Annotated in this window: 22 protein-coding genes; 12 read left to right on the forward strand and 10 right to left on the reverse strand. The window is 57.5% G+C overall.

Translation table 11 applies throughout. The features are described 5' to 3' along the window. Positions 1-144 precede the first annotated feature (144 nt). Positions 145-4,974 (reverse strand): dermonecrotic toxin domain-containing protein, encoded by a 4,830-nt coding sequence (locus AO353_RS31700; protein ID WP_054597184.1) that lies wholly within the window; start codon positions 4,972-4,974, stop codon positions 145-147. A gap of 252 nt (positions 4,975-5,226) precedes the next feature. Here AO353_RS31700 and AO353_RS23830 point away from each other — a divergent pair, with 252 nt between their 5' ends. Beyond that, positions 5,227-6,267, forward strand: coding sequence for an Ldh family oxidoreductase (locus AO353_RS23830; protein ID WP_054597185.1), 1,041 nt, complete (start codon positions 5,227-5,229; stop codon positions 6,265-6,267). Between the two features lie 111 nt (positions 6,268-6,378). On the opposite strand, the gene AO353_RS23835 is transcribed toward AO353_RS23830, so the two are convergent. Beyond that, on the reverse strand, positions 6,379-6,696 hold the full coding sequence (locus AO353_RS23835) for a DUF883 family protein (RefSeq protein ID WP_054597186.1): 318 nt from the start codon (positions 6,694-6,696) through the stop codon (positions 6,379-6,381). A 165-nt stretch (positions 6,697-6,861) separates the two neighbouring features. Between AO353_RS23835 and AO353_RS23840 the strand changes: the two genes are divergently transcribed. After that, a complete protein-coding gene (locus tag AO353_RS23840) occupies positions 6,862-7,113 on the forward strand; it encodes a hypothetical protein (protein WP_019690567.1) in 252 nt (83 codons plus the stop codon). Positions 7,114-7,129: 16 nt separating this feature from the next. Here the strand turns inward: AO353_RS23840 and AO353_RS23845 are convergent, their stop codons facing one another. Beyond that, positions 7,130-8,053, reverse strand: coding sequence for a LysR family transcriptional regulator (locus AO353_RS23845; RefSeq protein ID WP_054597187.1), 924 nt, complete (start codon positions 8,051-8,053; stop codon positions 7,130-7,132). 84 nt (positions 8,054-8,137) lie between these two features. Between AO353_RS23845 and AO353_RS23850 the strand changes: the two genes are divergently transcribed. Continuing rightward, a complete protein-coding gene (locus AO353_RS23850; RefSeq protein WP_054597188.1) occupies positions 8,138-9,058 on the forward strand; it encodes a carbon-nitrogen hydrolase family protein in 921 nt (306 codons plus the stop codon). A gap of 22 nt (positions 9,059-9,080) precedes the next feature. Here the strand turns inward: AO353_RS23850 and AO353_RS23855 are convergent, their stop codons facing one another. The 3 genes from AO353_RS23855 to AO353_RS23865 form a co-directional block, all read right to left on the reverse strand. Next, positions 9,081-9,554 (reverse strand): LEA type 2 family protein, encoded by a 474-nt coding sequence (locus AO353_RS23855; protein WP_054597189.1) that lies wholly within the window; start codon positions 9,552-9,554, stop codon positions 9,081-9,083. Between the two features lie 58 nt (positions 9,555-9,612). Beyond that, positions 9,613-11,085, reverse strand: coding sequence for a nucleobase:cation symporter-2 family protein (locus AO353_RS23860; RefSeq protein WP_054597190.1), 1,473 nt, complete (start codon positions 11,083-11,085; stop codon positions 9,613-9,615). 336 nt (positions 11,086-11,421) lie between these two features. Continuing rightward, positions 11,422-11,796, reverse strand: a complete 375-nt coding sequence (locus AO353_RS23865) for a DUF6124 family protein (RefSeq protein ID WP_054597191.1) — start codon at positions 11,794-11,796, stop codon at positions 11,422-11,424. A 449-nt stretch (positions 11,797-12,245) separates the two neighbouring features. On the opposite strand from AO353_RS23865, the gene AO353_RS23870 reads away from it, so the two are divergent. The 3 genes from AO353_RS23870 (at position 12,246) to zapE (ending at position 14,598) form a co-directional block, all read left to right on the forward strand. Further along, positions 12,246-12,962 carry a helix-turn-helix transcriptional regulator gene (locus AO353_RS23870; RefSeq protein WP_054597192.1) on the forward strand — a complete coding sequence of 239 codons (717 nt, stop codon included), beginning with the start codon at positions 12,246-12,248 and terminating at the stop codon, positions 12,960-12,962. 51 nt (positions 12,963-13,013) lie between these two features. Then, positions 13,014-13,355, forward strand: coding sequence for a nuclear transport factor 2 family protein (locus AO353_RS23875; protein ID WP_054597193.1), 342 nt, complete (start codon positions 13,014-13,016; stop codon positions 13,353-13,355). A 124-nt stretch (positions 13,356-13,479) separates the two neighbouring features. Continuing rightward, positions 13,480-14,598: a cell division protein ZapE gene (gene zapE / locus AO353_RS23880; RefSeq protein ID WP_054598320.1), complete on the forward strand. Its 1,119-nt coding sequence runs from the start codon at positions 13,480-13,482 to the stop codon at positions 14,596-14,598. Between the two features lie 10 nt (positions 14,599-14,608). On the opposite strand, the gene AO353_RS23885 is transcribed toward zapE, so the two are convergent. Continuing rightward, positions 14,609-15,514: an AraC family transcriptional regulator gene (locus AO353_RS23885; RefSeq protein WP_054597194.1), complete on the reverse strand. Its 906-nt coding sequence runs from the start codon at positions 15,512-15,514 to the stop codon at positions 14,609-14,611. 89 nt (positions 15,515-15,603) lie between these two features. Next, the gene (locus AO353_RS23890; protein ID WP_054597195.1) at positions 15,604-16,467 is read right to left on the reverse strand and encodes a hypothetical protein; all 864 of its coding nucleotides are present in this window, start codon (positions 16,465-16,467) and stop codon (positions 15,604-15,606) included. Between the two features lie 304 nt (positions 16,468-16,771). Between AO353_RS23890 and AO353_RS23895 the strand changes: the two genes are divergently transcribed. Next, positions 16,772-17,608, forward strand: a complete 837-nt coding sequence (locus tag AO353_RS23895; RefSeq protein ID WP_054597196.1) for a hypothetical protein — start codon at positions 16,772-16,774, stop codon at positions 17,606-17,608. 62 nt (positions 17,609-17,670) lie between these two features. Here the strand turns inward: AO353_RS23895 and AO353_RS23900 are convergent, their stop codons facing one another. Next, complete coding sequence (locus AO353_RS23900) at positions 17,671-18,966, reverse strand: glycosyltransferase (RefSeq protein WP_054597197.1); 1,296 nt, start codon at positions 18,964-18,966, stop codon at positions 17,671-17,673. Here AO353_RS23900 and AO353_RS31225 point away from each other — a divergent pair. Further along, on the forward strand, positions 18,965-19,129 hold the full coding sequence (locus AO353_RS31225; RefSeq protein WP_158246510.1) for a hypothetical protein: 165 nt from the start codon (positions 18,965-18,967) through the stop codon (positions 19,127-19,129). The two genes, AO353_RS23900 and AO353_RS31225, sit on opposite strands and share 2 nt — an antisense overlap. A 17-nt stretch (positions 19,130-19,146) precedes the next feature. Beyond that, the gene (locus AO353_RS23905) at positions 19,147-20,025 is read left to right on the forward strand and encodes a GntR family transcriptional regulator (RefSeq protein ID WP_054597198.1); all 879 of its coding nucleotides are present in this window, start codon (positions 19,147-19,149) and stop codon (positions 20,023-20,025) included. Between the two features lie 2 nt (positions 20,026-20,027). On the opposite strand, the gene AO353_RS23910 is transcribed toward AO353_RS23905, so the two are convergent. Beyond that, complete coding sequence (locus AO353_RS23910; RefSeq protein ID WP_054597199.1) at positions 20,028-20,390, reverse strand: response regulator; 363 nt, start codon at positions 20,388-20,390, stop codon at positions 20,028-20,030. Between the two features lie 179 nt (positions 20,391-20,569). On the opposite strand from AO353_RS23910, the gene AO353_RS23915 reads away from it, so the two are divergent. Genes AO353_RS23915 through AO353_RS23925 form a run of 3 tightly spaced genes read left to right on the forward strand, consistent with a single transcriptional unit; the run spans position 20,570 to position 26,063 of the window. Further along, positions 20,570-24,037 carry a response regulator gene (locus AO353_RS23915; protein WP_054597200.1) on the forward strand — a complete coding sequence of 1,156 codons (3,468 nt, stop codon included), beginning with the start codon at positions 20,570-20,572 and terminating at the stop codon, positions 24,035-24,037. Beyond that, positions 24,038-24,859, forward strand: a complete 822-nt coding sequence (locus AO353_RS23920) for a CheR family methyltransferase (RefSeq protein ID WP_054597201.1) — start codon at positions 24,038-24,040, stop codon at positions 24,857-24,859. Next, a complete protein-coding gene (locus tag AO353_RS23925) occupies positions 24,849-26,063 on the forward strand; it encodes a hybrid sensor histidine kinase/response regulator (RefSeq protein WP_054597202.1) in 1,215 nt (404 codons plus the stop codon). Before AO353_RS23920 ends, AO353_RS23925 begins: the two co-directional genes overlap by 11 nt. The last annotated feature ends 26 nt before the right edge of the window (positions 26,064-26,089 follow it).

A 26,089-nucleotide genomic window follows, 5' to 3' on the forward strand; every position in this document is an offset into this window, starting at 1 on the left:
AGTCAGGCCAAATGAAGGCCGCGACCCTCATCAGGGTTGCGGCCTTCAGCGTTTTAAGCTCGTTGATGTTGTAAATGCCGCCAACGTGAAGCATGCCGGTGGCCGTGTCCGCGAGCATTACCCTTTACGTTTGATTCACGGGCATCAATTTTCGGCCAAAGGTACCGGGTCGAGTTGACGTCCCATTTCACAGACCAGACGTGCGACAGAATCGGCATTGCGAAGGATGGTGTCGATCCGCCGATCCGCTGAAGCCCGGTCGCGAAACACTCGGCGGGCTTCGCTCAGATTGCTGGTGCCGGTGATGGTCTTGATCTGGCCACTCAGATGTTTGGCGGCAGGAATGTCATCGAGGTCCTGCCAGGTTTTCTGCGTGCTGTTCCAGTAGGCGAACAATTCATCGACGGGGGTGTGCATCGACAATGCCTCGCGCTGAAATTGCTCTTGATCCTGTTTCAACTGGCTGGCTTGAGTGGTGATCGTCGAGATCAGGTCGCTGAAGGGTCTTCTCGCTTCCAGGTACGCGATATCCAGCGTACTTGAAAACAGGTGCGAGAACTCATGGATAAGCGTTGCCGCCTGCGCATGGGCAACGACATCAAAGGGCTCTGTCAGCACATGGTTGTAGTGGTGTAGATTTTGATCGAAGAACTTCTCTGTAAAGTGCACTTTCTGTTGCTGGTCATCGTCGAGTACAAAGGCAATCAAGCCGTCTTCGGGATAACGGTTTGAACCGACGACAAAACGCTTGCTGTCGAGCCTGTCCAGTGTCGGATCTACCAGTGCTTTGCAGAGCGGAACGATGGTTGCCTTGATTTTATCCAGAATGGCTCTATCGATCGTCGGCACATCAAAGAACGCTTTGAGAAAACCATCCAGTCGTGTTCCGGATGTGGCCACTTTCAATTGAGCCAGATTATGCAGGCTGTTAAATGCGTAGAACCGTGCCAGATCCAGCGACTGGACAATCATCCGGGCCCTTTCCGGGTAGAGCTGTCTGATGGCCTCCATGCCCTGGGCCTCAATGCTTATCTGCTTTCGCGCATCAAGGTCAGACTGGTACTTGTTGTGCAGTCGTGACATGGCTTTACCGAAATGAACGCTATGCAGGTCGGGATCCAGCACCCACTGCGTTCCCCTGTTCTGCAGATACGGGCCCTGGCGTTGATCATCGACGATGCGAGTTGCCACACCAAACTTTTCGATTTGATACACCTTGCCGTCGACCGGGGCGTACTTGCGTCTGGTTGTCGAGTCACGGTAAGAGCCGTCGACAGCCTTGGTACCCGTTTTTTTCAACTCGATGGCGCTGGCTTCAAAGGATTGCAGCACAGTGCGAGAAGGAGAGGTGAGATCGACCTTGGTAATCTCGGTGGCAACGAAAGGCTTTTCGACGACAGGTCCGTTGTGCACAACCGGCTCAACGGTCGAAGCGCCAGGTTGATGCAACAACTGGCCCAGTGTCGCCATTTGTGACACCCCGTTGATAAAGGTCTTGAGCGCAGTCCTCCAATGATGGTCCTGTAGGGCCTCGGCCGACTGTTTGAATGACGTATAGCTTTCCCATAGAAGGCGCGGGAGCGCCAGTTTGCCTGGCAGAAACTCTATGCCGTACCTGAGGCCTTTGCTAAACAATGCCTTGAGCGCCTCCCAGTCGGACTGCCCGGCAGGTTGCGATTGACTGTCGAGCATGTGTGACAGCAGCGTTTTGTTATCGATAAACAGTTGATGCAACAGATTTCCTTCGATAGGACTGGACGCGAGTCGGATATCAGACGTGCCGCTGCCGGCCAGCAAATTTTTGTAGGTCGCCTGATACGGGTCCGGCAGGCGTCTGATCAACAGATCCTGCAAAGCTCCCGGAAGGTTGATTGCGCTCAGGACGCTGGCTTCGTTTTCATACTCGGTGATCCCCAGATGCTTGTCGTATGGCGCGTACAGAATTTGTGGTCCGGCAGCGGGCTCTCCTATCAGGTAGAGCCCTAGTGTCTTGACGGCCGCGGCGCCTTCGGTTGCGATCAGCTCCAGGGGACGCACGATTGCGTTGGCGCCCGTTACCGCTGCGCGTGCCAGGGCATCCGGCATGTCCAGAACTTGCTGAACCAAGCCGAAGCCACGTTCGGAAAGTTTTCCCTGAAGCTTCAGCGTGTGGGCATGCAACAGCAGTTGCCAGGGCAGCTGCTTGATGAATCGAAGCAGTCGGGTCGCGACACCTGGCGCGTCGCTCGCCAATGTATCCGAAAGAAATTGACGATAGGTCGCCTTGATGTCCAGCTGCAGCAAAAGCCTTTTGACTGCGCTGGCATCAAGGGCCGTCGGGAGCGTCTGGGCGATTTTCGAGGCAATGCTGAACCCGGTGTTTTGCAATGTATTGGTAGGGCTCAGCGCAAAATCGGTCAATGTACGCGCAGGACCGGCCAGCGCCAGATTGGGCGTCACCCACAGTTGATCCGGATCGAGACTGGCTCCCGGAAATTGCCTGGTCATTAGCGCTTTCAGTTGTTCGCGGGCATAGTCCGTCAGCGGTTTGACATCATGCAGGTAGTCTTTTCCGCTCTCTATGCTGTGGCGTAATTGCTCCAGTATTTCCACGTGTCGCAGCACTTCACTCTCGGGTGCCGCCCCGAGCCAGACGGGGAGTGATTGTTGCGTAACGATCCCCTCGGCAATCTGCATCGCACGCTGAAGGTTGAGTGGGGTGGGAGTCTGTTTGTGTTGCTCGAAATCAGCCCGTACCACCGAACTCGGCAACTCAAGTGAATGGGTATGCCTTCGGGCGTCCAGATACTGTTTGATGGCTGACTGTTGGCACTCCTGAAGCATATTTCTTTCAATCAATCGAAACGGCCCAAGCGTGTAGGTTCGGTGTGGGCGATATTGCGTGCGAGGGATATTTTCCAGGAGCAGCATTCGTTGCTCGTCATCCAGGAGGCGCCTGCCCAACTCGACCTTGACACTGGTGACGGAGCTGAAGGTTTCGAGCCCGCGCCCGGGCGTCCACAGGATCGCCCGACCGGAGTGTGACGGGTCAAGCCCGCCACGCTCGGTCAGCAAAAAGCAGTTGGCCAGCGGCAGCAGATCCGGCTCGTTCGAGCACTCAAGCGTCAACGACCAGGCATCTGGCCGAAATCCGTGCAGCGCTTGCCTTTGCCTTCGGGTCGGTTTGTCGGGGTTGAGTACGGTATCGATGATGGCCTTTTCGTCCGCATGGAGCGTCTTGGTGCTCACACGAAGTGCGGCCTCACCGCGGATTCCCACCGACATTGCATGGGCGAGATCGGTCTTGATGGTCTCCAGAAAAGTGCCTTGTTGTTCAACACTTCCCGAAGGTTGAGCGGCTGTTTTCACCTCAAGGGAGGATTGAACGCTGCGTATTGTTTTTAGCGACAGGGCGGCCTTGTCAGCCAATACGACCGAAGGGCGATTGTCGCCGGAAATCAGCGGGCGCGTGCTCCAGCGCTCCGTGATTGCTGTCGCCAGTAGCTGATTGTCGAGCATGCCACGCACATCCAGCGCACGGTCGAACAAGGCCTGGACATCGATGACACCATCGCTGTGTCGGCAGGTGTCCAGTGCATCGGTGATGCTGTGTTGTTGCTTGGCGATGATGTCGTCGAGCATGTCGTGAAAGACTGGACCGAACATCGGTACTCCCGACACCTCAGGCTTGTCGAAGCCCAGAAATACATCACGCTGTTGCCGTGTCAGCAAGCTGTATAGCTCGTCGTCGTGTCCGGCCGACGTGACCATGGTTTGTATGATCGCTTTCAGGTCTGCGTAATCTTTCAGGACCTGCAAGCCATTGGACTGGGTATACAGATAAGCCGTGGAGTCGCTGTTCAGCATCATGGCGCCAGCAAGTTCGACGAAATGCTCGCGGTGTTCCCAAATGCGGATTTTTTCCGGTTTCAGGTCGCTGGCAGCGTTGTTGCGTATAGCGCTTTCGCGGTCGAGGAGTGCGGTTAATGCCAGGCTTTGCTCAGGGCTGATGATTGCGCTCTGGCGCTTCAACAACAGATCCGTTCGGGCCTTGTCACTCATGGCTTGAGCAAAGAAGTCCCGGCGAGAAACACCTGTATGCACGTCTGTTGCCCAATAGACCTGCAGCAGACTTGCCAGCATGGGCATCAAACTCGCTGCAAGCTCCTTTGTGGCCTGCTCCCACTGATACTGATGTACCGGGTTAACGGGGGAGGAAGGCTGTAGAGGATTGGTGAACTCGCGAACCTGTCCCGAAGGCCATGTCTGATGCAGGTAAAAACGCAGTAGCGCATCACTCAGGGGCATGGAGTCCACCTGGTGTCGAGCGATGGCGGTGTTCGTCGTTCCGGCGGCCCGGCTTTCAACGAAAAAGCTGACATGGGTGGCGCTTTGATCGAGCCTGGGAAAGGACTTGCGCAGCGCGTTGTTGAGCAATTGATTGAGCATGGCCGTCAGTGTCGGTATTGCACTCAGCTCCTGGAGCATGAGCTCGACATTCTCACGATGGCACTGTTTCAGAATACGGGCCTGATCTTCGAATACCAGGCCGTCAATGACTTGGCCTGCCAAGGTGAATGCGTTGTCGGTACTTAGCGCATTGCGTCGGGAGATGGGGAGAAAGCACAACAGGTCCTTGCGCTCTGCAGCATTTTTCAGTTTGTCGTCCAGCGCCTTCAACAATGCTTGTCGGTCATCGAACTTTTGCAGCCCGCCATAGGGTGTGTAGAGGATGGCCTGTGTGCCGTTGGGCACCGGATGCATCACGAAGCTGCCCGCAAGGGGCTCGGCGTCTGACCCAGCGGCCTTCAGCATGACGTTCTCGACGGTCATTGGCGATGTTTGCGCCGAACGAAGCGCGTGGGTCGCCAGTTCAACGTTACGCAGCCAGGACAGGTCCGCGAGTGTGAAGCCCATGGCCCTGATGCGTGGGCTCAATATTCGGGTGTCGCGTAATGCTTCAGGAAAAAAGAGTGGTAACGAATCGTCAGTCATTGTTTTTGCCTCAGCTGAAGCGACGGTTCTACGTCGCAGGAAGAAAGCCCAAGGCTAGAGTCGTGGCAGCGTCAAACGGTGGTAGATAGTTAGTGCATGCGCGGCGCCTGAGTCGTTGATGATCAGGCCCGTTGCAGGTCTCGGCGTCGTTGAACGACGAAGGTTGACAGAGGGCTCGCAAAACGGTGTTTAATCAGCCCGTAAGGTCCCCGTACGCTGTTGCCCCCTCCAATAAAAAACCTGGAGCTTCAGATGTCTGTGCCACACGATCATGCCGTCAATGCAGTCTCGCAACACTTGTCGTACGAAGAGTTGGTTGGCCTACTGGAATCGATATTTCTAAGGCATGGCACAAGCCCCGAGGTTGCCCGGGTGCTGGCGCAAAACTGTGCGGGCGCCGAACGTGATGGTGCCCACAGCCATGGCGTGTTCCGGATGCCCGGCTATGTCTCGACGCTGAACAGCGGTTGGGTCAATGGCAAGGCCGTTCCAGTGGTCGAGGATGTGGCCTCGGGTTTTGTCCGGGTGGATGCCGGCAACGGCTTCGCCCAACCGGCGTTGGCTGCAGGCCGCGAACTGTTGGTGGCGAAAGCCCGCAGCGCCGGCATCGCGGTCATGGCGATCCGCAACTCCCATCATTTCGCTGCACTTTGGCCAGACGTCGAACCCTTTGCCTATGAAGGCCTGGTGGCGCTGAGCGTGGTCAACAGCATGACCTGCGTGGTGCCGCACGGTGCTGATCGCCCGCTGTTTGGCACCAACCCGATTGCGTTCGCGGCACCCCGTGCGGGTGCAGACCCGATCGTGTTCGACCTGGCCACCAGCGCCATCGCCCATGGCGACGTGCAGATCGCTGCGCGCAAGGGCGAGCGTCTGCCACCGGGCATGGGTGTCGACAGCCTGGGCCAGCCAACGCAGGACCCGAAAGCGATTCTGGAGGGCGGCGCATTGCTGCCGTTTGGCGGACATAAAGGCTCGGCGCTGTCGATGATGGTCGAACTGCTGGCGGCGGCGTTGACCGGTGGCAACTTCTCGTTCGAGTTCGACTGGTCGAATCATCCCGGGGCGAAAACCCCGTGGACCGGCCAGTTACTGATTGTGATCGACCCGAGCAAAGCCGCCGGGCAGAACTTCGCCGAACGCAGTGAAGAACTGGTCAGGCAGATGCATGCTGTGGGACTGCGGCGTTTGCCGGGTGACCGCCGTCACCGCGAGCGGGCCAAGTCACAAACCGAAGGTATAGCGCTCGATGCGCAGACCCTGGCGCAATTGCACGAACTGGCGGGTAATTGATGTAGAAAGGCGAGCCCATCGACGCATGCGGGATCGCCAAGATCGCAGCCTGCGGCAGCTCCTACAGGGGCTGCGTGCACCGTAGGCTGTGATCTTTTAGAGCATGTTTGTTCAGCGCCGCCCCAGCAGCAATCCCACCACCACACCGAGCCCGGCTGAGATTGCGACGGTTTGCCAAGGGTGACCGCCGATGTAGGTTTCGGTCGCCTCGACCACCGGGCGGGTCCGCTCACGTACGCTGGAGACGGAGTCGCGTGCCTGGCGCAGTTTCAGCGCGACTTGTTCGCGCAGGTTTTCAGCTTCCTCACCGACCAGCGAGGCACTGCTTTTGAGCAGTTTCTCCGATTCTTCGATCAACGCTTGCAGCTCGCTGAAGACCTGATCCTTGATTTGCTCATCGTTTGCTTGCACCGGGGTTTTTCGGGCCATCAGGTGACTCCTTGCTGGTTTTGGGACAGTGATCAATGGAGTGTAGGCGCGGCGGAAAAGTTGCAGGCTTTTTGCCCTGAAACTCAACGCCAATGGAAAATCTGCCTCCGGAGATTTCCACCTACAGTGTAAGATGTTGCCAATTTTATGCAGCAGGTAACTCCCATGAGCTTCAATCTGGCCGACAAGCCCCTTGCCGAGCGCGCTGCGCTTGAAGATGAAAAGTCCCGTCTGTTCGATCTCTGGCAGAGCAACCTGGGTAAATCCAAAGGTGAAGCGGCACGCTTGTTCGGCGAGCGCTCCAAGCGTAAAGGCAAATGGGCCGAGTGGGTGCGCTCTGAACTGGACGCCATGTCACCGCCGGAATACGCAAATATGGTCCGCAGCGAAGTCAATCGCTTGATGGCTGCCAAGTAGGAACCTGCGACAGCTCCTACACGGGCGGTGTTTGTAGGAAGCTGGCGACGATTGCTTCGCGGACCTTCAGCAACAGCGGATCCAGCTGGCTGTTGGTCCGCCAGCCCAGTTCAATCGGATAGCGCGGCAGTGCCAGCGGGCAGGGCAGCACTGTCAACCCGCTGACTGCGGCGATGCTCTGCGCCGCATGGGCGGGGATCGTCGCCACCGCCTGGCTGCCCTTGAGCAGGAACGGCAATGCAGCAAAATGCGTGGTTGATGCGCACACCCTCCGACTCAGCCCCAGCCCCGCCAAACCCTCATCGGTAATACCGATAAACCCTCCAGACGACACCAGAATGTGCTCGCGAGCGACAAACTCGTCGAGGCCTATTGCCTGTTGCCCGTCAGCCAGGCTGCCGGGGTCGACCAGGCACTGATAGCCGCCTTCACCCAACACCTGACGGCTGAGCAAGCGTTCGGCAAAACCGCCGGCGGTGATTGCCAGATCAACGCTGCGCTCCATCAAGGCCTGAGCCACGATCTGGCTGTGGGTCTGACGAAAGATCAGCCGCAGCTTTGGCGCTCGTTGGGCGATTTCTTCGATCAATCGTCGACCGTAGGCAATCTCGAAATCATCCGATAAACCGACAATCACTGAACGACCTTCGTACTGGTTGGCCGCCGGATCGACCATTGCCAGGCTTTGTCGGCATTTGTTCAGCGCATCGCTGATGACCGGTTTCAATTGATTGGCGCGCAATGTCGGTGCCAGGCCGCGACCGGTGCGTACGAACAGTTGATCGGCGTATACATCACGCAGCCGACGCAATGCTGCACTGACCGCGGATTGCGTGACGCCCAGGCGTAACGCGGCGCGGCTGGCGCTGGACTCGTCGTGCAGCGCTTCGAAGACTTTGAGCAAGTTGAGGTCGATATCGGCGATATTCATTTGGCTCATATCTTTCAGCAGTGAACGGGGCTTTATTCATGATCGGCGGTGGCCGGAGAATGAGCAATACCTCACTGCTCAGGAGTTACCGCGATGCCAAAATCCATTGTTGCTGCACTGCAAATCGGTTCGCTGCCAGGTGGCAAGGGCGAGACCCTGGAACAGATACTTTCTTATGAACAGGCGATCATCGAGTCCGGCGCCGGGCTGGTGGTCATGCCTGAGGCGTTGCTCGGCGGTTACCCCAAAGGCGAAGGCTTCGGCACGCAGTTGGGCTACCGACTACCGGAAGGTCGTGAGGCGTTTGCGCGCTATTTCGCCAATGCCATCGATGTGCCGGGCGCTGAAACCGAAGCCTTGGCGGGATTGTCTGCGCGCACCGGTGCGAATCTGGTGTTGGGGGTGATCGAGCGTTCAGGCAGCACCTTGTACTGCACCGCGTTGTTCTTTGAACCGCAAGCCGGGTTGGTCGCCAAGCACCGTAAACTGATGCCCACCGGCACCGAGCGGTTGATCTGGGGCAAGGGCGACGGCTCGACACTGGCGGCGATCGACAGCCAGGTCGGGCGCATTGGCGCCGCCGTGTGCTGGGAAAACATGATGCCGCTGCTGCGCACGGCGATGTACGCCAAAGGTGTGGAAGTCTGGTGCGCGCCAACGGTCGACGAGCGCGAAATGTGGCAAGTCAGCATGCGCCACATCGCTCATGAAGGCCGCTGTTTCGTGGTCAGCGCCTGCCAGGTCCAGCTATCGCCACAAGCCTTGGGGTTGGAAATTGCCAACTGGCCGGCCGAGCGCCCGTTGATTGCCGGCGGCAGTCTGATCATCGGCCCGATGGGCGACGTGCTGGCCGGGCCGTTGTTGGGCGGTGCGGGGCTGCTCACGGCCGAGATCGACACCGATGAACTGGTGCGTGCGCGCTACGACTACGACGTGGTCGGGCACTATGCGCGCCCGGACGTGTTCGAGCTGACCGTGGATGAACGGGCCAAACCCGGTGTGCGGTTTATCTGAGACGCTGTGCCCTGCGGCTGATTTACCAGATGCCGGCTGTCGAGCCCGGCAGGTTGAGAGTGCCTTTGTCGACAAAACGGATGGTGCCTGACACGCCGCCAGACAGTTTGCCGCGTAATACATAAGGCAGGTTGTTGAGGGATTGTGTCTGGCTCAGGCCAAGGGTCTGGCGCAGCACGGAGAACGCCGAAATACTCACGGGGACGCTGATGATCGCTTCCGAGTAACGCGGGATCGATCCCGTTTGATCGCTCACGCCAGTGGCGAGGGGTTGGCCGTTGACCTCCAGGCTCAGGGCCACGCCGTTGTAATTAATCGGCGTTTCGTTGGGGTTTTGCAGACGCAGTTTCACTGCAAAGCGCACTTCCAGGTCCTGGTTTTGCAGCGGTTCAATGCCGACCACGTTGATATTCAGCGGATCACGGTTGGGGAACAGTGCGCAGGCGCTCAGGCTGAGCAATAGCAGGGAAAGGCTTAAGGCGAGGAATCTGCGCATGAACGAGCTCTCGTAAAGATAAGGGTCGAACCGCCGGCGGCTCGACCCTCGAGCGGCGTTAGCGGTTCACCTGTGCGACCACGGAAGGCTTGAGTGGTTCGCCGTGGGGCGTGACATCCGGGTTCTCCATGACCGTGAGGATCGAAGCTTCCGGATCGAAATCGTCTTCTTCCAGCTCGATGAATTCTTCGGGCAGGAAGATATTCAGCACGATAGCGCACAATGCGCCGACGGTGATCGGCGACTCGAAGATGTTGTGCAACGCCTTGGGCAATTCGCGCAGCACTTCCGGTACGGCCGCAACACCTAGCCCCATGCCCAGCGAAATGGCGACGATCAGCATGTTGCGCCGATGCAGGCCGGCCTCGGCGAGGATCTTGATCCCGGCCACCGCCACGGTACCGAACATCACCAGCTCAGCACCGCCCAGCACCGGTTTGGGCATCAGTTGCAGCACGGCGCCAATCATCGGGAACAGCCCGAGCACTACCAGCAGTCCGGCGATAAAGAACGCGACGTAACGGCTGGCCACGCCGGTCAGTTGGATCACCCCGTTGTTCTGCGCGAAGGTCACCATCGGCATGCTGTTGAAGACCGCCGCCATTGCCGAGTTGAGACCGTCGGCCAGCAAACCGGACTTGATCCGCCGAATGTAGATCGGGCCTTTGACCGGTTGCTGGGAAATCATCGAGTTGGCGGTCAGGTCGCCGGCTGCTTCCAGCGGCGAGACCAGGAAAATCACCGCCACCGGAACGAACGCCACCCAATCGAAGTTGAAGCCGTACTTGAACGGCACCGGCACGCTCATCAGCGGCACAGCAGTCATGTTGGTGAAATCGACATCGCCCATCAGCCACGCGACGACGTAACCGAGGGTCAGGCCAATGACAATGGCGCCCAGACGCAAGAACGGTACATCGACCCGATTCAGCACAACGATGGTGCCCAGCACCAATGAGGCTAGAGCCAGGTGGCTTGCGGCGCCCAGGTCCGCAGCGCCAAAGCCGCCGGCGATGTCGGTCATGGCGACCTTGACCAGCGACAAGCCCATCAGGGTGATGATGGTGCCGGTGACTACCGGGGTGATCAGCATTCGCAACTTGCCAATGAACTGGCTCAGCACCACTTCAATGAACGCGGCAAAGAAGCACACACCGAAAATCGTCGAGAGGATTTCATCGGTGCCGCCACCACGCGCCTTGACCATGAAGCCGGCGCTGAGAATCACGCTGATGAACGAGAAACTGGTGCCTTGCAGGCACAGCAGGCCGGAACCGATCGGCCCGAAGCGCCGCGCCTGAACGAAAGTGCCCAGGCCCGAGACGAACAGCGCCATGCTGATCAGGTAGGGGATTTCGCTTTGCAGGCCCAGGGCGCTGCCCATGATCAGGGTCGGTGTGATGATCCCGACGAAGCTCGCCAGTACGTGTTGCAGGGCGGCGAAGAGGGTCGCGGTGAAATGCGGGCGGTCGTTGAGGCCGTAGATCAGGTCGGAACGAAGCGCAGTTTTCGAGTGGTCAGATGAGGTCACGGGGAGGGCGCCAAAAAGGCCAGGTCAGAAAAGGGAGGCGCAGGATGCCAGCCGCGGGCATTGAGGGCAACGCGCGGTTGTTTAAAACGGACTGGGCTGGAACGACAAACCCGCCAGCCTTGTGAAAAGGTGGCGGGTTTTGTGTTGTGCGCAGACAAGCCCGAGAACCTGTGGCGAGGGAGCTTGCTCCCGCTCGGCCGCGAAGCGGTCGTAATCCGGTAATCGCGATCCCTCTGGATACTCGCGGTGACTGATTTTAGGGTCGCTTCGCCCGAGCGCGGACCGACCCGCGGGAGCAAGCTCCCTCGCCACAAGGGGCCCACCCGGTGTTGCTGGTTACTGCGGTGAATCAGGTGGATCGAGGTGGTCCAGGGCGCGATTCACCGCCAACTCGGCCAGGGAAATCATCTGCTGAATCGCCAGTGCGGTATTGCGTTTGGGGCCTTCGAGTTCGAACGCCAGATCGCTGGCCATGACATTGGCCGAGGCGAGGGTCTCGCAGGCATGAGCCAATAGAGTTTCGCTGTCGACGTCGGGGGCAATGACAAAAATGCAGCCGGGGCGTCGGTCGGCTAACAATGTCTTGGTCTCAGGCAGCACCAGGTAGTGATCGAGCGCACGGTGCGCGGCGGCGTGGAGTTCTTTTGAGTTGAGGGAGGCGTAGGGGGAAACCGGATCGGTTTCGGGCGGATTGGGCGTGGCTTTGAACATGGCGGATCTCCTTACTTAACAGTGGAGTCGCAACCTATTGCTACCAAACGATAGGGTGGCGACTGAACGCAGGTTGGTAGACCGGGTAAGGAAACCGGCGCACCCGAAGGCGCCCTGCGCACAGCCGCCATAACAAACAGCAGACGACAAAAAAACGTCACTGAATGGAAATGCCGGAGCTGTGCGCCTTACCCGGGCTACCAAACCCGATCGCTGATAATCAGCGACGCGGAAACGATAGAGGCGGGGACCAAAGCGCACAAGCCGGCGGATTCTGGCGTAGGTGTAGGCCGTGGCGCAAGGCGTTGTAGCCTGTAGCAGAAGTTTCGCGATACGAATAAACACTTTGATCGTGCCCATGCGCTCACAAGGTGTATTTGCTGCTGACAGTTTCTGACAGTGGCCTCTGCTAAGCTCCGCCGACCTTCATTCCACAGAGCAGGCGGATCGTGTCGCGTACCAGTCGTTTGTTGACCTTGTTGCAAGTGCTGCGCGGTAAAAGTCGTCCGGTGACGGCGGCGACACTGGCCAGTGAGCTGGAGATCTCGGAGCGCACGCTGTACCGCGATATCGCCGAACTGACGGCCCTCGGCGCGCCGATCTTTGGCGAGGCGGGTATCGGCTATGTGTTGCGCAGCGGTTTGTTTCTGCCGCCGCTGATGCTCAATGCCGACGAGACGGAAGCGGTGGTGCTGGGTTTGCGTTATGTCGATCAGCGTGGTGATGAGGTGTTGAGCAAAGCCGCTGCCGATGCGTTGGCGAAGATTGCCGCCGTATTGGCGCCGGACGCTCAGGAAGCCTTGCGCAACCCGACGGTTTTGCCGGGGCCGCCGGGCTGCGGTTATCCGCAAAACGCTGTGGAATTGAACGTATTTCGCCAGGCGATTCGTGCGCAGGCCAAGTTGCATATCGATTACGCGGACGTGAACAAAACCCCCAGCCAGCGGTTGATCTGGCCGTTGGCGCTGGGTTTTTTGAATGAGGCGCGGGTGATCGTTGCCTGGTGCGAGTTGCGCGGGGATTATCGAACGTTTCGTACCGACCGGATTGCCGCCGCCCAAGAGCTGGGTGAACGCTATCCGGGTCGTCGCAGCGACCTGTTGCGAGCCTGGCGCAAGGCGATGCAACTGGATGAAGCAGGGCGATTCACTCCTGACATGAATTGACACAGCGTTGTTTTAGCATGGCTCCAGAATCAATCAACAAGGAGCCGTACCATGTCGAACCCAGCCGTTTCACTTGCACCTGCCATTGCCGCTTATATCGCTGCCGCCAATGCCCGTGACAGTTCGGCGGTCGCCAGTTTTTTCGCCGAGGATGCGAATGTTTTCGATGAGGGCGCCCATCAGGTCGGCACCCAGGCCATCGCCCAATGGATGGAAGACACTGCACGCCGTTACCAACCTCGGGTCGAGGTGCTGGACGTGCAGCAACGCACCGGCAAAGTATTGGTCAGTAACCTGATTTCCGGCACGTTCCCCGGCAGCCCGCTGGAATTGCGCTACGTGTTCCGTCTGAACGAGCAAGGCAAAATCACCCGACTCGACATCTCGCTCTAACCACATTCCCTGTGGGAGCCTGGCTTGCCAGCGATGGCGTCCGTGAGATCGCCATCGCCGGCAAGCCGTGCTCCTGCGCTGAGCGTGCCATACTTGGCGTTTTGTGCACTGACCCATGGCCGATATGACTTTCGATTCGCCCCTCAGCGCTTACCACTACGCAATCAAGCAAAAAGGCTTCGTGCCGGATGCCGCGCAAGAACATGCCGTTCTGGCGTTGCAGCAGTGTCACGAAGCCTTGCATCAGGGCCGAACGCCGGTCACCGGGGTTTACCTCTGGGGGCCGGTCGGGCGTGGCAAGACCTGGTTGATGGATCAGTTTTACCAAAGCCTGCGGGTGCCGGCACGGCGTCAGCACTTTCACCATTTCATGGGCTGGGTGCATCAGCGCTCGTTTCAATTGACCGGCACCGCCGACCCGTTGCGGGCTCTGGCCCGTGAGTTGGCCCGGGATGTGCGGGTGCTGTGTTTCGACGAATTGTTTGTCAATGACATCGGTGACGCGATCATCCTCGGGCGATTGTTTCAGGTGATGTTCGACGAAGGCGTGGTGATGGTCTGCACCTCCAACCAACCACCAGATCAGCTCTACGCAGACGGTTTCAACCGTGACCGGTTTTTGCCGGGGATTGCCGCGATCAAAGGCCACATGCATGTGGTGGCGGTGGACGGTGGCGAAGATCACCGATTGCATCCTGGCGCAGCGCTGCAGCGTTATTGGGTCAGCGCATCCGGTCAGCCCGATCCGATGAGTGAGGTGTTCAAACAACTGACCGAAGGACAGCCGGTATCCAGCGATCCGGTGATCATCGGCTATCGCTCGGTGACGGTCGTCAAGGCCAGTGAAACCGTACTCTGGTGCCGTTACGCGGACCTGTGCGAGCAACCGTTCGCGGCGATGGATTTCATGGCGTTGTGTGATCGCTTTAGCGCCATTTTGTTGAGCGAAGTGCCCAATCTCAGCGCCCATCAACGCCCCGGTCGCATTGCCCGAGGCACCGAGGATGGTGCCGAACGCGTCGAGGCCGGCGACCGCGAACTGCCGCAATTATCGGTTCACGACGACAGCGTGCGGCGCTTCATCGCGCTGGTTGACGAGTGCTACGACCGCAAAGTGCCGCTGTACCTCGACGCGCAGGTGCCGATGGATGAGCTGTATACCGAGGGTTACCTGGAGTTCCCGTTTCGCCGGACCCACAGCCGGTTGAAGGAAATGCAATTACGGCGCTTTGCCGAAGCCTGAAACCATTAGGCTAACCGAGATTTTGTTCAGTCAAACGCTGGACCGCCAGCCGACGGTAATGGGAAGGGGTCATGCCTTTGAGTTGCTGAAAGCGCCGGTTGAAGTTGGAAATATTGTTGAAGCCCGACTCAAAGCACACCTCGGTCACCGGTTTATCGCCATCGGCCAGCAGCTCGCAGGATTTGCTGATGCGCAAGCGATTGACGAACTCGATGAAACAGCGCCCGGTCGCCTGCTTGAAGACTCGCGAGAAGTAGGTCGGTTTCATGCCCAGGTGTTCGGCGACTTCTTCCAGAGGCAGTTCGCGAGCGTAGTGGGCAAAGATGTAATCCACTGCCCTGTTGGTGCGGTCGATGTTGTGTTCGTCGGCCAATTGCGGCGTGGTGGCACCGGACAGCAACTGGTAATCGTCGGTGGCCGCCAGCAACTCCAGCAGAATGAAAAAGTACCCGAGGCGGGTAACGCCTTTGGCGTCGGCAATTCGCTGCATCAGGTCCATGGCCTGGCGGATCGTGTGTTTACAGCGAAACTCGATGCCGTACTGCGCACGCTCCAGCAGGGGCGTCAGGCTCTTGAGCTCGGTGAACACCTGATGGCCGCTTTCGAACAGCTCATCGGTGAAGTTCACCAGCATGTCGCGCTTGGGCACCACTTCGTCTTCGGCGACCTGGCTGATCCAGTTGTGGGGCAGGTTAGGGCCGGTCAGAAACAGTGTTTCGGGGTAAAAATTGCCGATGTAATCGCCGATGAACACCTTGCCTGAGCTGGCGACAATCAGGTGCAGTTCGTATTCCTTATGGAAATGCCAACGCACCAGCGGGCAGGGGAATCCGTGCTGGCGATAAATGATGGACAACCCATTGTGGTCGTCCATCAATTCGTATGCGGGGTCGGTGACTCTTGCCGCTCGGGTCATGGCTGCACGCTTGTGAGTAACTGCAGCCGATAATGCCTTCTTCAAGAAAGGGACACCAGTCTTGAGATACGCGCCCGGTGCGAGCGCGATCAGTGCATGCTGACGGCCTTCATACTGTTGGCTATCCAGCAATAACGAACAATTTCAGACTCTTCGACAAAGTCGGTGTTGATAATGCAGCAGCGACTCACCCAGTCCCGGGATTGATGAAACCAGTCGTTGATAGAGTGCTTGATGTCCACGGGACCTCCAAGAAACGAATAACTGGTGGCTGACAGGGACCATAGAAAATTGCCGGAATGCTCAGCACTCAAGGTGTTGGCAATGTGGCTGCGCAAATCGTCGATATCAGTGAATGCCTCGTCGCTCCACTTGTGAATGACTCTCGGCCAGAACGTGGTTTCATCAAGATCATCCGGCCCGTGGGCGGCCAGCACTAGCCTGCGATGAGGGCTGGCTCGCTTCAGTTGCCCGATGGAGAGGTGCGATTGTGAAAATGGAATGGTTGTGTGTCCCAGCCGCCTCAAGAGCAAGGCGTTGAACTTTTTATAGTCGAAGGCGTGCTTGCCACCCGCCAGAAGGTGAAAATCAAGCACGATGAACTCGTTGGGATTGCGTTGAAGAAACGCCAGAACGGCGTCGATAAGCTCATCCAGGACGCGATGAGACTCCAGGCCATTGTGGTGAAAATAAAAGATATCCTGATCGTGCCCCGGCTTATACCCCAGGCGTATATCGAACGCTCTGACGCCCTGGGCCAGTTGCCAGGAAAATGTATCGTTTTGACAGGTTGTCCAATGGCCGATAACGACGTCGTAGTTAGGGGCCTTTTTATCCATGCCGCAATTGTGGGCGCCTGGCCAGATAATGTCGGTTAACTTCAGGGTGTCGATATCCAGGACTTCGTTCATCCAGGTCTGTTTGTTTAAATGTCCTGCAGTGTTTCGTGGCATGTGTGCTCCTGCTTTCTGTTACACGTGTCAATCCGTAGACGCGCGGTATGTATTTTGGGTGTTGAGTGCTGAGCCTTTGCGGACGCAGGCTGCACATAACAAGATAAGTGCAGTGTGTGCCGGGTGACAGCTACTACGATCCTTTTGTTGCGTAGGAATACGCTGGCGGCACAGTAATATATTGTCAATCTTGATGTTGTTGGGTGAGTGGTTAGCGGGCGTGTATGCGGATATAAAGACAGCGAAAGTTGCGAAGAGCACATTGTCATGCTGCGCGCAAAAACACCTACGTAATGGAAGAAATATGGCTAACGAATTTTATAAATGGATGACCGGCATGCCCGCCCTCGACGGCTTGACAGTGGGGGAGTTGGTATTGCCAGGCGCTCACAATTCGGGCGTCGACAAAAAGGCTTCTTATGCCGTTCCGGGCGTCAGCCACTGGGCAGCCTGCCAGAATAATAGTTTTTACTATCAACTGGTCAATGGTGCCCGGGCACTTGATCTCAGGCTTGAGTATGACGGCAAGGGCGGCTTCTGGTTTCAGCACAATGGATATCGATCTTCTCGGGCCCTGGAAGATCTGATCATGGCCGTGGACAGGTTCCTTGAGCAAAATCCCGCTGAGTTCATTGTCTTGAACTTCCAGCAACTAAGCTCCGATAGCAGTCCATTCGACGTAAAGGAATTTTCCCGACTGCTGACGCAACACTTGGGAGGGCGGGTGATCCCCCCCGAAAATCGTTATTTGACGTTGGGGGAACTAAAAAGAACCAGTCCATTTCAACGTGTCATGCTGGCGTCTTATGGGGACGTTGATCGCAGTTACTTCAATTGGGGACTCAGAGGTGAATGGACGGGGATAGACTTCGCCAGTGTCGCTGATGTGAAGGTGTTTATTACCAAGACCATAGCGTATCCAAATGGTGTTGGGATACCATGGTCATTGTCCGCCACGAGTTACGGTTTGGCACAAGGACCTGTGAATATAACCACTCATTTGAACGAGTGGTTTGACCCGGCTCGCAATGAGAGGGTGTTGAATTGCAGTGTGATCAATGTCGATTTCTTTGAAGAGTCGGCGCTGGTTGCTCATTGCATGAAAGCCAATCTTATGAAGGCGAAAGCGAAACAAAAGTGATGGCCTTTTGTTTCGGGCTCGACTGAAAAGTCAGCATGAACGACCCGCGGGTTAACGAATGCTTATCCGTTATTGCGGTTTTTTTCTTCAATCCACTGCGACATATATTGAGTGCTCTTGTGCTGATGATGCCGCAGCATACTGCCGATAAAGTTATCGTTGCGCTGTTTCAACAGGTTTTCGCGGCAACCCATCAGTCGATCAATCAATGCCGGGCCATGAACGCGCTGCTGGTAACGATCGGCCAATAGTTTGATGCCGGCGGTTTGAGCAAGGGTCCACTGCGTCTTGTCTTGATACAGGCGCACAGCTGCATCGGCAAGGCTCTGGGCGCTTTCGGCGATCGCACCCGGCCAAGGCATGTCCCCGGACATACTTTCGGCACCGACCGGCGTGGTGACATTCGGTGTGCCGCACAGCATGGCGTCGACAATCTTGCCCTTGATGCCAGCGCCGAAGCGCAGCGGAGCCAGGCAGATGCGTGCCGCGGACATGACCTGCAAGGCGTCTTCGGCCCAGTTCATCACGTGAAATCCCTGGCTCGGGTTGTGCAGCGCGGTCGCCTTTGGCGGCGTATAAGCGCCATAAATATGCAGTTGCGCACCGGGCAGTTGTTGCCGGATCAGTGGCCAGAGGGTGGTTTTCATCCAGAGCACGGCGTCCCAGTTCGGCGCGTGACGGAAATTGCCGATGCTCAGGAAGTGCGCACGGTCCTCGAAGGGGGTGAACGGCTGAGTGAGCGGGTCGATCATCAGTGGGCACCAGTGCAGCACCTGGCGCGGCAGTTTGAACTGTTTGACCAGCAACTCAATCTCGACCTCCGAGATCATCAGGTTCAGGTCGCAACGGAACAGCGCGGCAATTTCACGCTTGGCCAGGTCGGTTTCGGCCATGAGCTCGAACTCTTCACGCAATGCCGGGGCGAACAACTCGCTGAAGTCATTGGCGTCGTCACTGGCCTTCAGGCGGTCCTTGAGCCGCTGGTGGCGGGCATGTCGCAAGCTCTGCAGATCAGAGGTCTCAAGTACGCGCAAGGCGTCGGGGCAATGTTTCTCGACACGCCAGCCGAACTGTTCTTCCATCATGAACTGATCGAACAGCACGATATCCGGAGCCAGATCGCTGACGAAGGTATCGAAGCTGCTGTTGTTCAGCTCGATGGGGACTTCACGAATGCCCAATTCCGCCAGGTCGGCCTTGTGTTCGCCCGCACCGGCCGGGCTGCTGAACGTGATGTCCCAGCCTTGCTGTAAAAACGTTTCAAGGATTTGCATCACGTGTCCGCTGGCTGCGGACGAGCGCGGCTCGGGCCAGACGTAACCAATGACCAGGACTTTGGTTGCGCGGGGCTGACTCATGAACGGGATTTCCTTGATGCAGGCAGAAGACTGGAGAGAAACGCGGGGCGCAATTAAACCACAGCTGATGATGTTTATTGTGCCCGGCAATCGCCCAACGGTGCCTTATGCGCTTGTATTGACTGGAAGTTTGCCGATTCATGAGTTAGCGTCTGACAGCTGATTCATGGACGTTTTTCGATGACCCAACCCACCGCACTCCAGACCAAAGTCGCTTCGCAGATTCTCATGGCGATCCGGTCTGGTGAGTTAACCCCCGGCAGTCACCTCAAAGAGGTCGAACTGGCCGAGCGCTTCGGCGTGTCTCGCTCGCCGATTCGCGGGGCGCTGGTCTACCTGGCGCAAGAGCAGGTGATCGGACGCTTGCCCCATCAGGGTTATTGCGTGCTGGATACACCGCTCAGCGATGAGCTGGCCAAGGTCAGTCTGCCGATCGGTGAGGATGAGGAGCTGTATCAGCGGCTGATTGATGATCGACTGGCTCAGGCGATTCCCGATCAGGTGATGGAGAGTGATCTGTTGCGTCGTTACGGTGCCAGCAAAGCGGTATTGCGCCGTTGCTTGCTGCGGTTGTCCGACGAAGGTGTGATGCAGCGCAAACACGGGCACGGCTGGATGTTTTTGCCCACCTTGGGCTCGGCCGAAAAGCGCTTCGAAAGCTATCGCTTCCGCATGCTCCTGGAACCCGCGGGCTTGCTCGAACCGACCTTCAATCTGCCGCGTGAACGCTTGCAGCGTTGCCGTGAGAAGCAGCAGGCACTGCTCGAAGGCACTCCCGACAGCCTGAGCTTTTTCGAAGCCAACGCCGAATTTCACGAGTTACTGGCTGCAGCGTCCGGCAATAGCTTCATCCTGCAAACCGTGCAGCAGCAAAACCGCCTGCGCCGGCTGACCGAATTTCATACCGTGTCGAACCTGGAACGGGTTCGCACCTCCTGCCGTGAACACCTGGAAATTATCGATGCGCTGGAGCAGGGCGATCGGGAATGGGCGTCGACCTTGCTGTACCGGCACTTGAAAGTGGCCAGTACCTTGAATGAAGTGCGCAAGAAAAGCTGAGCTCAAGCCGTAAGCATGCTCAGGACCTTGTCGCGCAACTGCTCGATAGAGAACGGCTTGCCAATCACCGACATGCCCTCCGGCACTTCAATACTTTCCGCATAGCCACTGGCAAACAGTATCGGCAATGCCGGGTGCAGTACCCGCGCCTGAGCGGCCAGCTCCCGGCCATCCATCTCCGGCAATCCCACGTCGGTCATCAGCAGATCGATGATTTGCGCGCTATCGTTGAGCAGGGCAAGCGCTGCGTTACCCGTGTCGGCCTCCAGCACCTTGAACTTGAGTTCTTCCAGTACGTCGACGATCAGCATGCGCACAATGCTATCGTCTTCGACTACAAGGATGGTGGGCGCTGTGGCGGACATGGTGGTGGCTCTCGGAAGAAGACGGTCGGTCACAGGTTGATTGTAGTTACCGGCGTGAGTCGACAGGGTAACCGTTCTCTCTGAATCATGCTGAGCGACGCAAGAAATTCAAATAAAAGATCCAAGGGGCGTTTATGGAGCAAACTCCTTCACTTACGACGGTTCACCAAGGCCATCCAATGACTTCTTCGTCTTCGGTTGATGAGCAAGGTTTTCGCAAACTGTTGAGCCGCAATGTCAGCTTGCCGCTGGGTATGGGCGTGCTGAGCGCGGTGTTTTTTGTCTCTTTGATCACTTATCTGTTGTCGGTGATCCAATGGCTCGAGCACACGGACCGGGTGATCAATAACGCCAACGAAGCGTTAACGCTGACCGTCGACCTGGAAACCGGGATGCGTGGTTTTCTGTTGTCCGGTGACGAGCATTTTCTCGATCCCTACGAAACAGCCAAACCGAGAATCATCGCTGCGCTCAAGACCTTGCAGGAACTGACGGCCGATAACCCGCCGCAGGTTGATCGCCTGCGCAGACTCGAGGCGTTGCAGGTGGAGTGGAACGATTACGCGCAGACCATGATCGACTTGCAGCACCGCAGTGGTGATTACCGGGCGGCCGTGAAATCCGGCCGCGGTAAGCGACTGACCGATGAAATCCGCAAGCAGTACGAAGATGTCATCGACATGGAGCAACAGTTGCGTATCACGCGCAACGAAGGGGTTCGACGCACGACGATCTGGAGCATTTCCCTGTATCTGCTGTTGGTTGCCGGTATCAGTGGTTTGCTGGCCTACGTCGGTCGTCGCGATTTGCTCAGCCTGTCGCAAAAGTACAGCGCCAACCTCGCGGCGCAACAGAGCAGCGCGCAACGTCTGGAACAACAAGCCTGGCTGCGCAATGGCCAGACCGAATTGGCGGAACAGGTGCTTGGGCAACTGACGTTAAATCGGTTGGGACGCAATATTCTGCAGTTTTGCGCGCAATACCTCGGCAGCGCCGTCGGCGCGATTTACGCCAAAGAAGAGCACGGAGGCCTCACGCGCATCGCCTCTTATGGTTTCTCCCGCGAGCAGGAAGGGCGCGAGCAAGCGATCAACAGTGGCGAGGGCATTACCGGCCAGGTGGCACAACAAGGTCGGCTGATTCGTCTGGATGAAGTACCCGCCGGTTATTTCAAAGTCAGCTCGGGGTTGGGTGAGGGCGTGCCGTGCAGTGTGCTGGTGGTGCCGACCCGTGATGACGATCGGGTCAACGGGGTCATCGAACTGGGGTTTCTGCATGCCCTGACCGAGCGCGATGTCGAGTTGCTGGAGCTGATAGCCGGGAATATCGGCACCTCCATCGAAGCGGCACGTTATCGCCAACGATTGCAGGAAGTACTCGCCCAGACCCAGCAACTCAATGAAGAGTTACAGGTGCAGCAAGAAGAACTGAAGACTGCCAACGAAGAGCTGGAAGAACAGTCGCGGGTGCTCAAAGAGTCGCAATGGCACCTGGAGACTCAGCAGGCCGAGCTTGAGCAGACCAACGAACAGCTCGCCGAACAGCGCGATGCGATGGATCGCAAGAACGGTGAGTTGAATCAGGCCCAGGTACAACTTGAGGAGCGTGCGCAAGAGTTGCAGCGTTCCAGCCAGTACAAATCCGAATTCCTCGCCAATATGTCCCATGAACTGCGTACGCCGTTGAACAGTTCGTTGATTCTTGCCAGGTTGCTGGCAGAGAACCCACAACAAAACCTCAGCGCCGAACAGGTGACATTTGCCGAGTCGATTTATTCGGCTGGCAACGATTTGCTCAACCTGATCAACGACATTCTCGATATTTCCAAGGTCGAGGCCGGCAAGCTTGTAATACGCCCGGAGAACACCAGTGTCGCGCGGCTGGTCGATGGCTTGCGCGGCATGTTTGAACCGTTGGCAGCGGACAAACATCTGGCGTTCAACCTCGAACTGCAAACGGATGCGCCGTTGATGGTGTTCACCGATCGTCAGCGTCTGGAGCAGGTGCTCAAGAACCTCTTGTCGAACGCTATCAAGTTTACCGAAAAGGGTAGCGTCAGCCTGACGGTGGCCAGGCAGGCGGGCGAGGGCATTGCTTTTATCGTTCGTGACTCGGGCATCGGTATTGCCAGTGATCAGCAGGAAAGTATTTTCGAGGCCTTCCGTCAGGCCGATGGCAGTACCAACCGTCGTTACGGTGGCACGGGGCTGGGCTTGTCGATTTCGCGTGACCTGGCAGCGTTGCTCGGCGGTTCGATCAGCGTCATCAGTGAACCGGGGCAGGGCAGCTCATTCACGCTGGTGTTGCCTGTGCAGTATGTCGACCTCGGCGATGAGCCGCGTGAGCTGCTGAAGATCGTACCGGTCGTCGCAGCTCCCAAGGTGACTGCCGCGCCTGCACCGCTGATCGTCGAAGCGAAGATTCCGCGCTTTGCGGATGACCGTGACAAAGCGCCGTTCACTCGCCGTTGCATGCTGGTAGTGGAAGATGAAGTGAACTTCGCACACATCCTCTTCGACCTGGCTCACGAGCTGGGCTATCAATGCCTGGTGGCTCACGGCGCCGATGAAGGGTACGACCTGGCGAAACGCTTCATGCCGGATGCGATTCTGCTGGACATGCGCCTGCCGGACCATTCCGGGCTGACGGTGTTACAGCGCCTGAAAGAACATGCCGAAACCCGCCACATCCCGGTTCACGTGATTTCCGTCGAGGACCGTGTCGAGGCCGCCATGCACATGGGCGCCATCGGTTATGCGCTCAAGCCGACCACCCGCGAAGAGCTCAAGGACGTATTCGCGCGACTGGAAGCCAAATTGACGCAAAAGGTCAAGCGCGTGCTGCTGGTGGAAGACGATGACCTGCAACGCGACAGCATTGCCCGGCTGATCGGTGACGATGACATCGAGATCACCGCTGTCGGACTGGCCCAGGAAGCACTGGACCTGCTGCGCGAGACGATCTATGACTGCATGATCATCGACCTGAAACTGCCGGACATGCTCGGCAATGACTTGCTCAAGCGCATGTCCACCGAAGATATCTGCTCGTTCCCGCCGGTGATCGTCTATACCGGGCGTAACTTGACCCGTGATGAAGAGGCGGATCTGCGCAAGTATTCACGCTCGATCATCATCAAGGGCGCGCGCTCGCCAGAGCGCCTGCTCGACGAGGTGACACTGTTCCTGCACAAAGTCGAATCGCGGTTGTCCCATGAGCGGCAAACGATGCTCAAGACTGCCCGCAGCCGCGACAGGGTCTTCGAAGGCCGCAAGGTGCTGTTGGTGGATGATGATGTGCGCAATATCTTTTCCCTCACCAGCGCGCTGGAGCACAAGGGCGCTATCGTGGTGATTGGCCGTAACGGTCGTGAAGCGATCGAGAAACTCAATGAGGTGGATGACATCGACCTGGTGCTGATGGACGTGATGATGCCGGAGATGGACGGTTTTGAAGCCACCCTCGAGATCCGCAAGGACCCGCGCTGGCGCAAGTTGCCGATCATTGCGGTGACGGCCAAGGCCATGAAGGACGATCAGGAGCGCTGCCTGCAAGCAGGTTCCAACGATTACCTGGCCAAGCCCATCGACCTGGACCGCCTGTTCTCGCTGATTCGCGTGTGGTTACCGAAGATGGAACGTATCTAAGTGGAGAGAAATACCGACATTGAGCTGCGGTTGCTGGTCGAAGCGATCTACCTCAAATACAGCTACGACTTTCGTGATTACTCCGGCGCTTCGATCAAGCGTCGGGTCAATCACGCCTTGCATCAACTCGAATGCAAGACCATTTCCGCGCTGCAGGAGCGGGTGCTGCACGACCCGACGGCGTTCATGCAGTTGCTGCAATTGCTGACGATTCCGGTCAGCGAGATGTTTCGCGACCCGGCACACTTCCAGGCCATTCGTCAGGAAGTGGTGCCGCTGCTCAAGACCTATCCTTCGATCAAGATCTGGATTGCCGGGTGCAGCACGGGCGAAGAGGTCTATTCGATGGCCATTCTGCTGCGCGAAGAGGGCTTGCTGGAGCGCACCATCATTTACGCCACTGACATCAACCCACGCTCGCTAGAAAAGGCCAAACAGGGGATCTTTTCGCTGGCGAACATCCGCGCCTACACCCATAACTACCAGCAGGCCGGTGGTCAGTGCTCGTTCGCCAACTACTATACGGCGGCGTATGACCACGCGATTTTCGACAAGACCCTGTGTGAGAACGTGACTTTCGCCGATCACAGCCTGGCGACTGACAGTGTCTTTTCAGAAACTCAATTAATTTCATGTCGCAATGTATTGATTTATTTCAATAAAAAATTACAGGATCGTGCCTTCGGGCTGTTTCATGAGTCGCTGTGTCATCGTGGTTTCCTGGTGCTGGGCAGTAAGGAGACCCTGGACTTCTCGACCTATGGCAAGCAGTTCGAACCTTTGGTCAAACAAGAACGGATCTACCGCAAGCATGCTGAGTAATATCCAGGCCAAATTGCTGATCGTCGACGATCTGCCAGAGAACCTGCTGGCGCTCGAAGCGCTGATCACCCGTGAAGACCGTACGGTGTACAAGGCGCTATCCGCGGACGAAGCCTTGTCATTGCTGCTGCAACACGAGTTCGCCATCGCCATTCTCGATGTGCAGATGCCCGGCATGAACGGCTTCGAACTGGCCGAACTGATGCGCGGTACCGAGAAAACCCGGAGCATTCCGATTATTTTCGTCAGTGCGGCCGGGCGAGAGAGTCATTACGCGTTCAAGGGTTACGAAAGTGGCGCCGTGGACTTTTTGCATAAACCGCTGGATATCCACGCGGTGAAAAGCAAGGTCAACGTGTTTGTCGACCTGTACCGGCAGCGCAAGGCAATGAATCTGCAGGTCGAAGCCCTGGAGCAAGGCCGTCGTGAGCAGGAGGCGTTACTCAAGCAATTGCAGGCCACGCAGAGCGAGCTGGAGCAGGCCGTGCGCATGCGTGATGACTTCATGTCGATCGTCGCTCACGAGGTCCGTACACCGTTGAACGGGCTGATCCTCGAAACCCAGCTGCGCAAGATGCATCTGGCCCGGGACAATGCTGCGGCGTTTACCCTGGACAAGATGCACGCGATGGTCGATCGCGATGAGCGGCAGATTAAGAGCCTGATTCGCTTGATCGAGGACATGCTCGATGTTTCGCGGATTCGCACCGGCAAGCTGTCGATTCGCCCCAGCCGTTTTGACCTGGCGCAGTTGACGGGTAACCTGTTGCAGAGTTTTGCACCGCAGGTGGAGTCTGCCGAGTCGTCGGTGACGTTTGTCGCTCCGCTACCGGTGGAAGGCAATTGGGATGAGTTTCGCATCGAGCAGGTGGTGTCCAACCTGCTGACCAACGCCCTGCGTTACGGTGCCAAGCGTCCGATCGAGGTTCGCGTGTACAGCCAGGACGGTGAAGCGCGGATGGAGATCAGGGATCAGGGGATTGGCATCAGTGAGGAAAACCAGAAACGTATTTTTCAGCAGTTCGAGCGTGTGTCAGCGAAAACCGTGGTGGCCGGACTGGGTTTAGGGCTATTTATTTCCGAGCAAATCGTCGCCGCCCATGGCGGATCCATCACCGTTGAGAGCAAGATTAATCAAGGTTCGTTATTTCGTGTTTGCCTACCGCTGCAGGAAAACAGACAAAGCAACGCAACCTCTGCGTGACCGAAGGGTCGTATCAGCAGCTATTG

The organism is Pseudomonas fluorescens, assembly GCF_001307155.1.
GTDB lineage: Bacteria > Pseudomonadota > Gammaproteobacteria > Pseudomonadales > Pseudomonadaceae > Aquipseudomonas > Aquipseudomonas helvetica.

What these genes read in the sequence shown, in the direction of transcription:
- AO353_RS31700 (WP_054597184.1), bottom strand. Translation starts at nt 4,974, where the DNA reads ATGACTGACGATTCGTTACCACTCTTTTTTCCTGAAGCATTACGCGAC.
- AO353_RS23830 (WP_054597185.1), top strand. Translation starts at nt 5,227, where the DNA reads ATGTCTGTGCCACACGATCATGCCGTCAATGCAGTCTCGCAACACTTG.
- AO353_RS23835 (WP_054597186.1), bottom strand. Translation starts at nt 6,696, where the DNA reads ATGGCCCGAAAAACCCCGGTGCAAGCAAACGATGAGCAAATCAAGGAT.
- AO353_RS23840 (WP_019690567.1), top strand. Translation starts at nt 6,862, where the DNA reads ATGAGCTTCAATCTGGCCGACAAGCCCCTTGCCGAGCGCGCTGCGCTT.
- AO353_RS23845 (WP_054597187.1), bottom strand. Translation starts at nt 8,053, where the DNA reads ATGAGCCAAATGAATATCGCCGATATCGACCTCAACTTGCTCAAAGTC.
- AO353_RS23850 (WP_054597188.1), top strand. Translation starts at nt 8,138, where the DNA reads ATGCCAAAATCCATTGTTGCTGCACTGCAAATCGGTTCGCTGCCAGGT.
- AO353_RS23855 (WP_054597189.1), bottom strand. Translation starts at nt 9,554, where the DNA reads ATGCGCAGATTCCTCGCCTTAAGCCTTTCCCTGCTATTGCTCAGCCTG.
- AO353_RS23865 (WP_054597191.1), bottom strand. Translation starts at nt 11,796, where the DNA reads ATGTTCAAAGCCACGCCCAATCCGCCCGAAACCGATCCGGTTTCCCCC.
- AO353_RS23875 (WP_054597193.1), top strand. Translation starts at nt 13,014, where the DNA reads ATGTCGAACCCAGCCGTTTCACTTGCACCTGCCATTGCCGCTTATATC.
- zapE (WP_054598320.1), top strand. Translation starts at nt 13,480, where the DNA reads ATGACTTTCGATTCGCCCCTCAGCGCTTACCACTACGCAATCAAGCAA.
- AO353_RS23885 (WP_054597194.1), bottom strand. Translation starts at nt 15,514, where the DNA reads ATGACCCGAGCGGCAAGAGTCACCGACCCCGCATACGAATTGATGGAC.
- AO353_RS23890 (WP_054597195.1), bottom strand. Translation starts at nt 16,467, where the DNA reads ATGCCACGAAACACTGCAGGACATTTAAACAAACAGACCTGGATGAAC.
- AO353_RS23895 (WP_054597196.1), top strand. Translation starts at nt 16,772, where the DNA reads ATGGCTAACGAATTTTATAAATGGATGACCGGCATGCCCGCCCTCGAC.
- AO353_RS31225 (WP_158246510.1), top strand. Translation starts at nt 18,965, where the DNA reads ATGAACGGGATTTCCTTGATGCAGGCAGAAGACTGGAGAGAAACGCGG.
- AO353_RS23900 (WP_054597197.1), bottom strand. Translation starts at nt 18,966, where the DNA reads ATGAGTCAGCCCCGCGCAACCAAAGTCCTGGTCATTGGTTACGTCTGG.
- AO353_RS23905 (WP_054597198.1), top strand. Translation starts at nt 19,147, where the DNA reads ATGACCCAACCCACCGCACTCCAGACCAAAGTCGCTTCGCAGATTCTC.
- AO353_RS23910 (WP_054597199.1), bottom strand. Translation starts at nt 20,390, where the DNA reads ATGTCCGCCACAGCGCCCACCATCCTTGTAGTCGAAGACGATAGCATT.
- AO353_RS23915 (WP_054597200.1), top strand. Translation starts at nt 20,570, where the DNA reads ATGACTTCTTCGTCTTCGGTTGATGAGCAAGGTTTTCGCAAACTGTTG.
- AO353_RS23925 (WP_054597202.1), top strand. Translation starts at nt 24,849, where the DNA reads ATGCTGAGTAATATCCAGGCCAAATTGCTGATCGTCGACGATCTGCCA.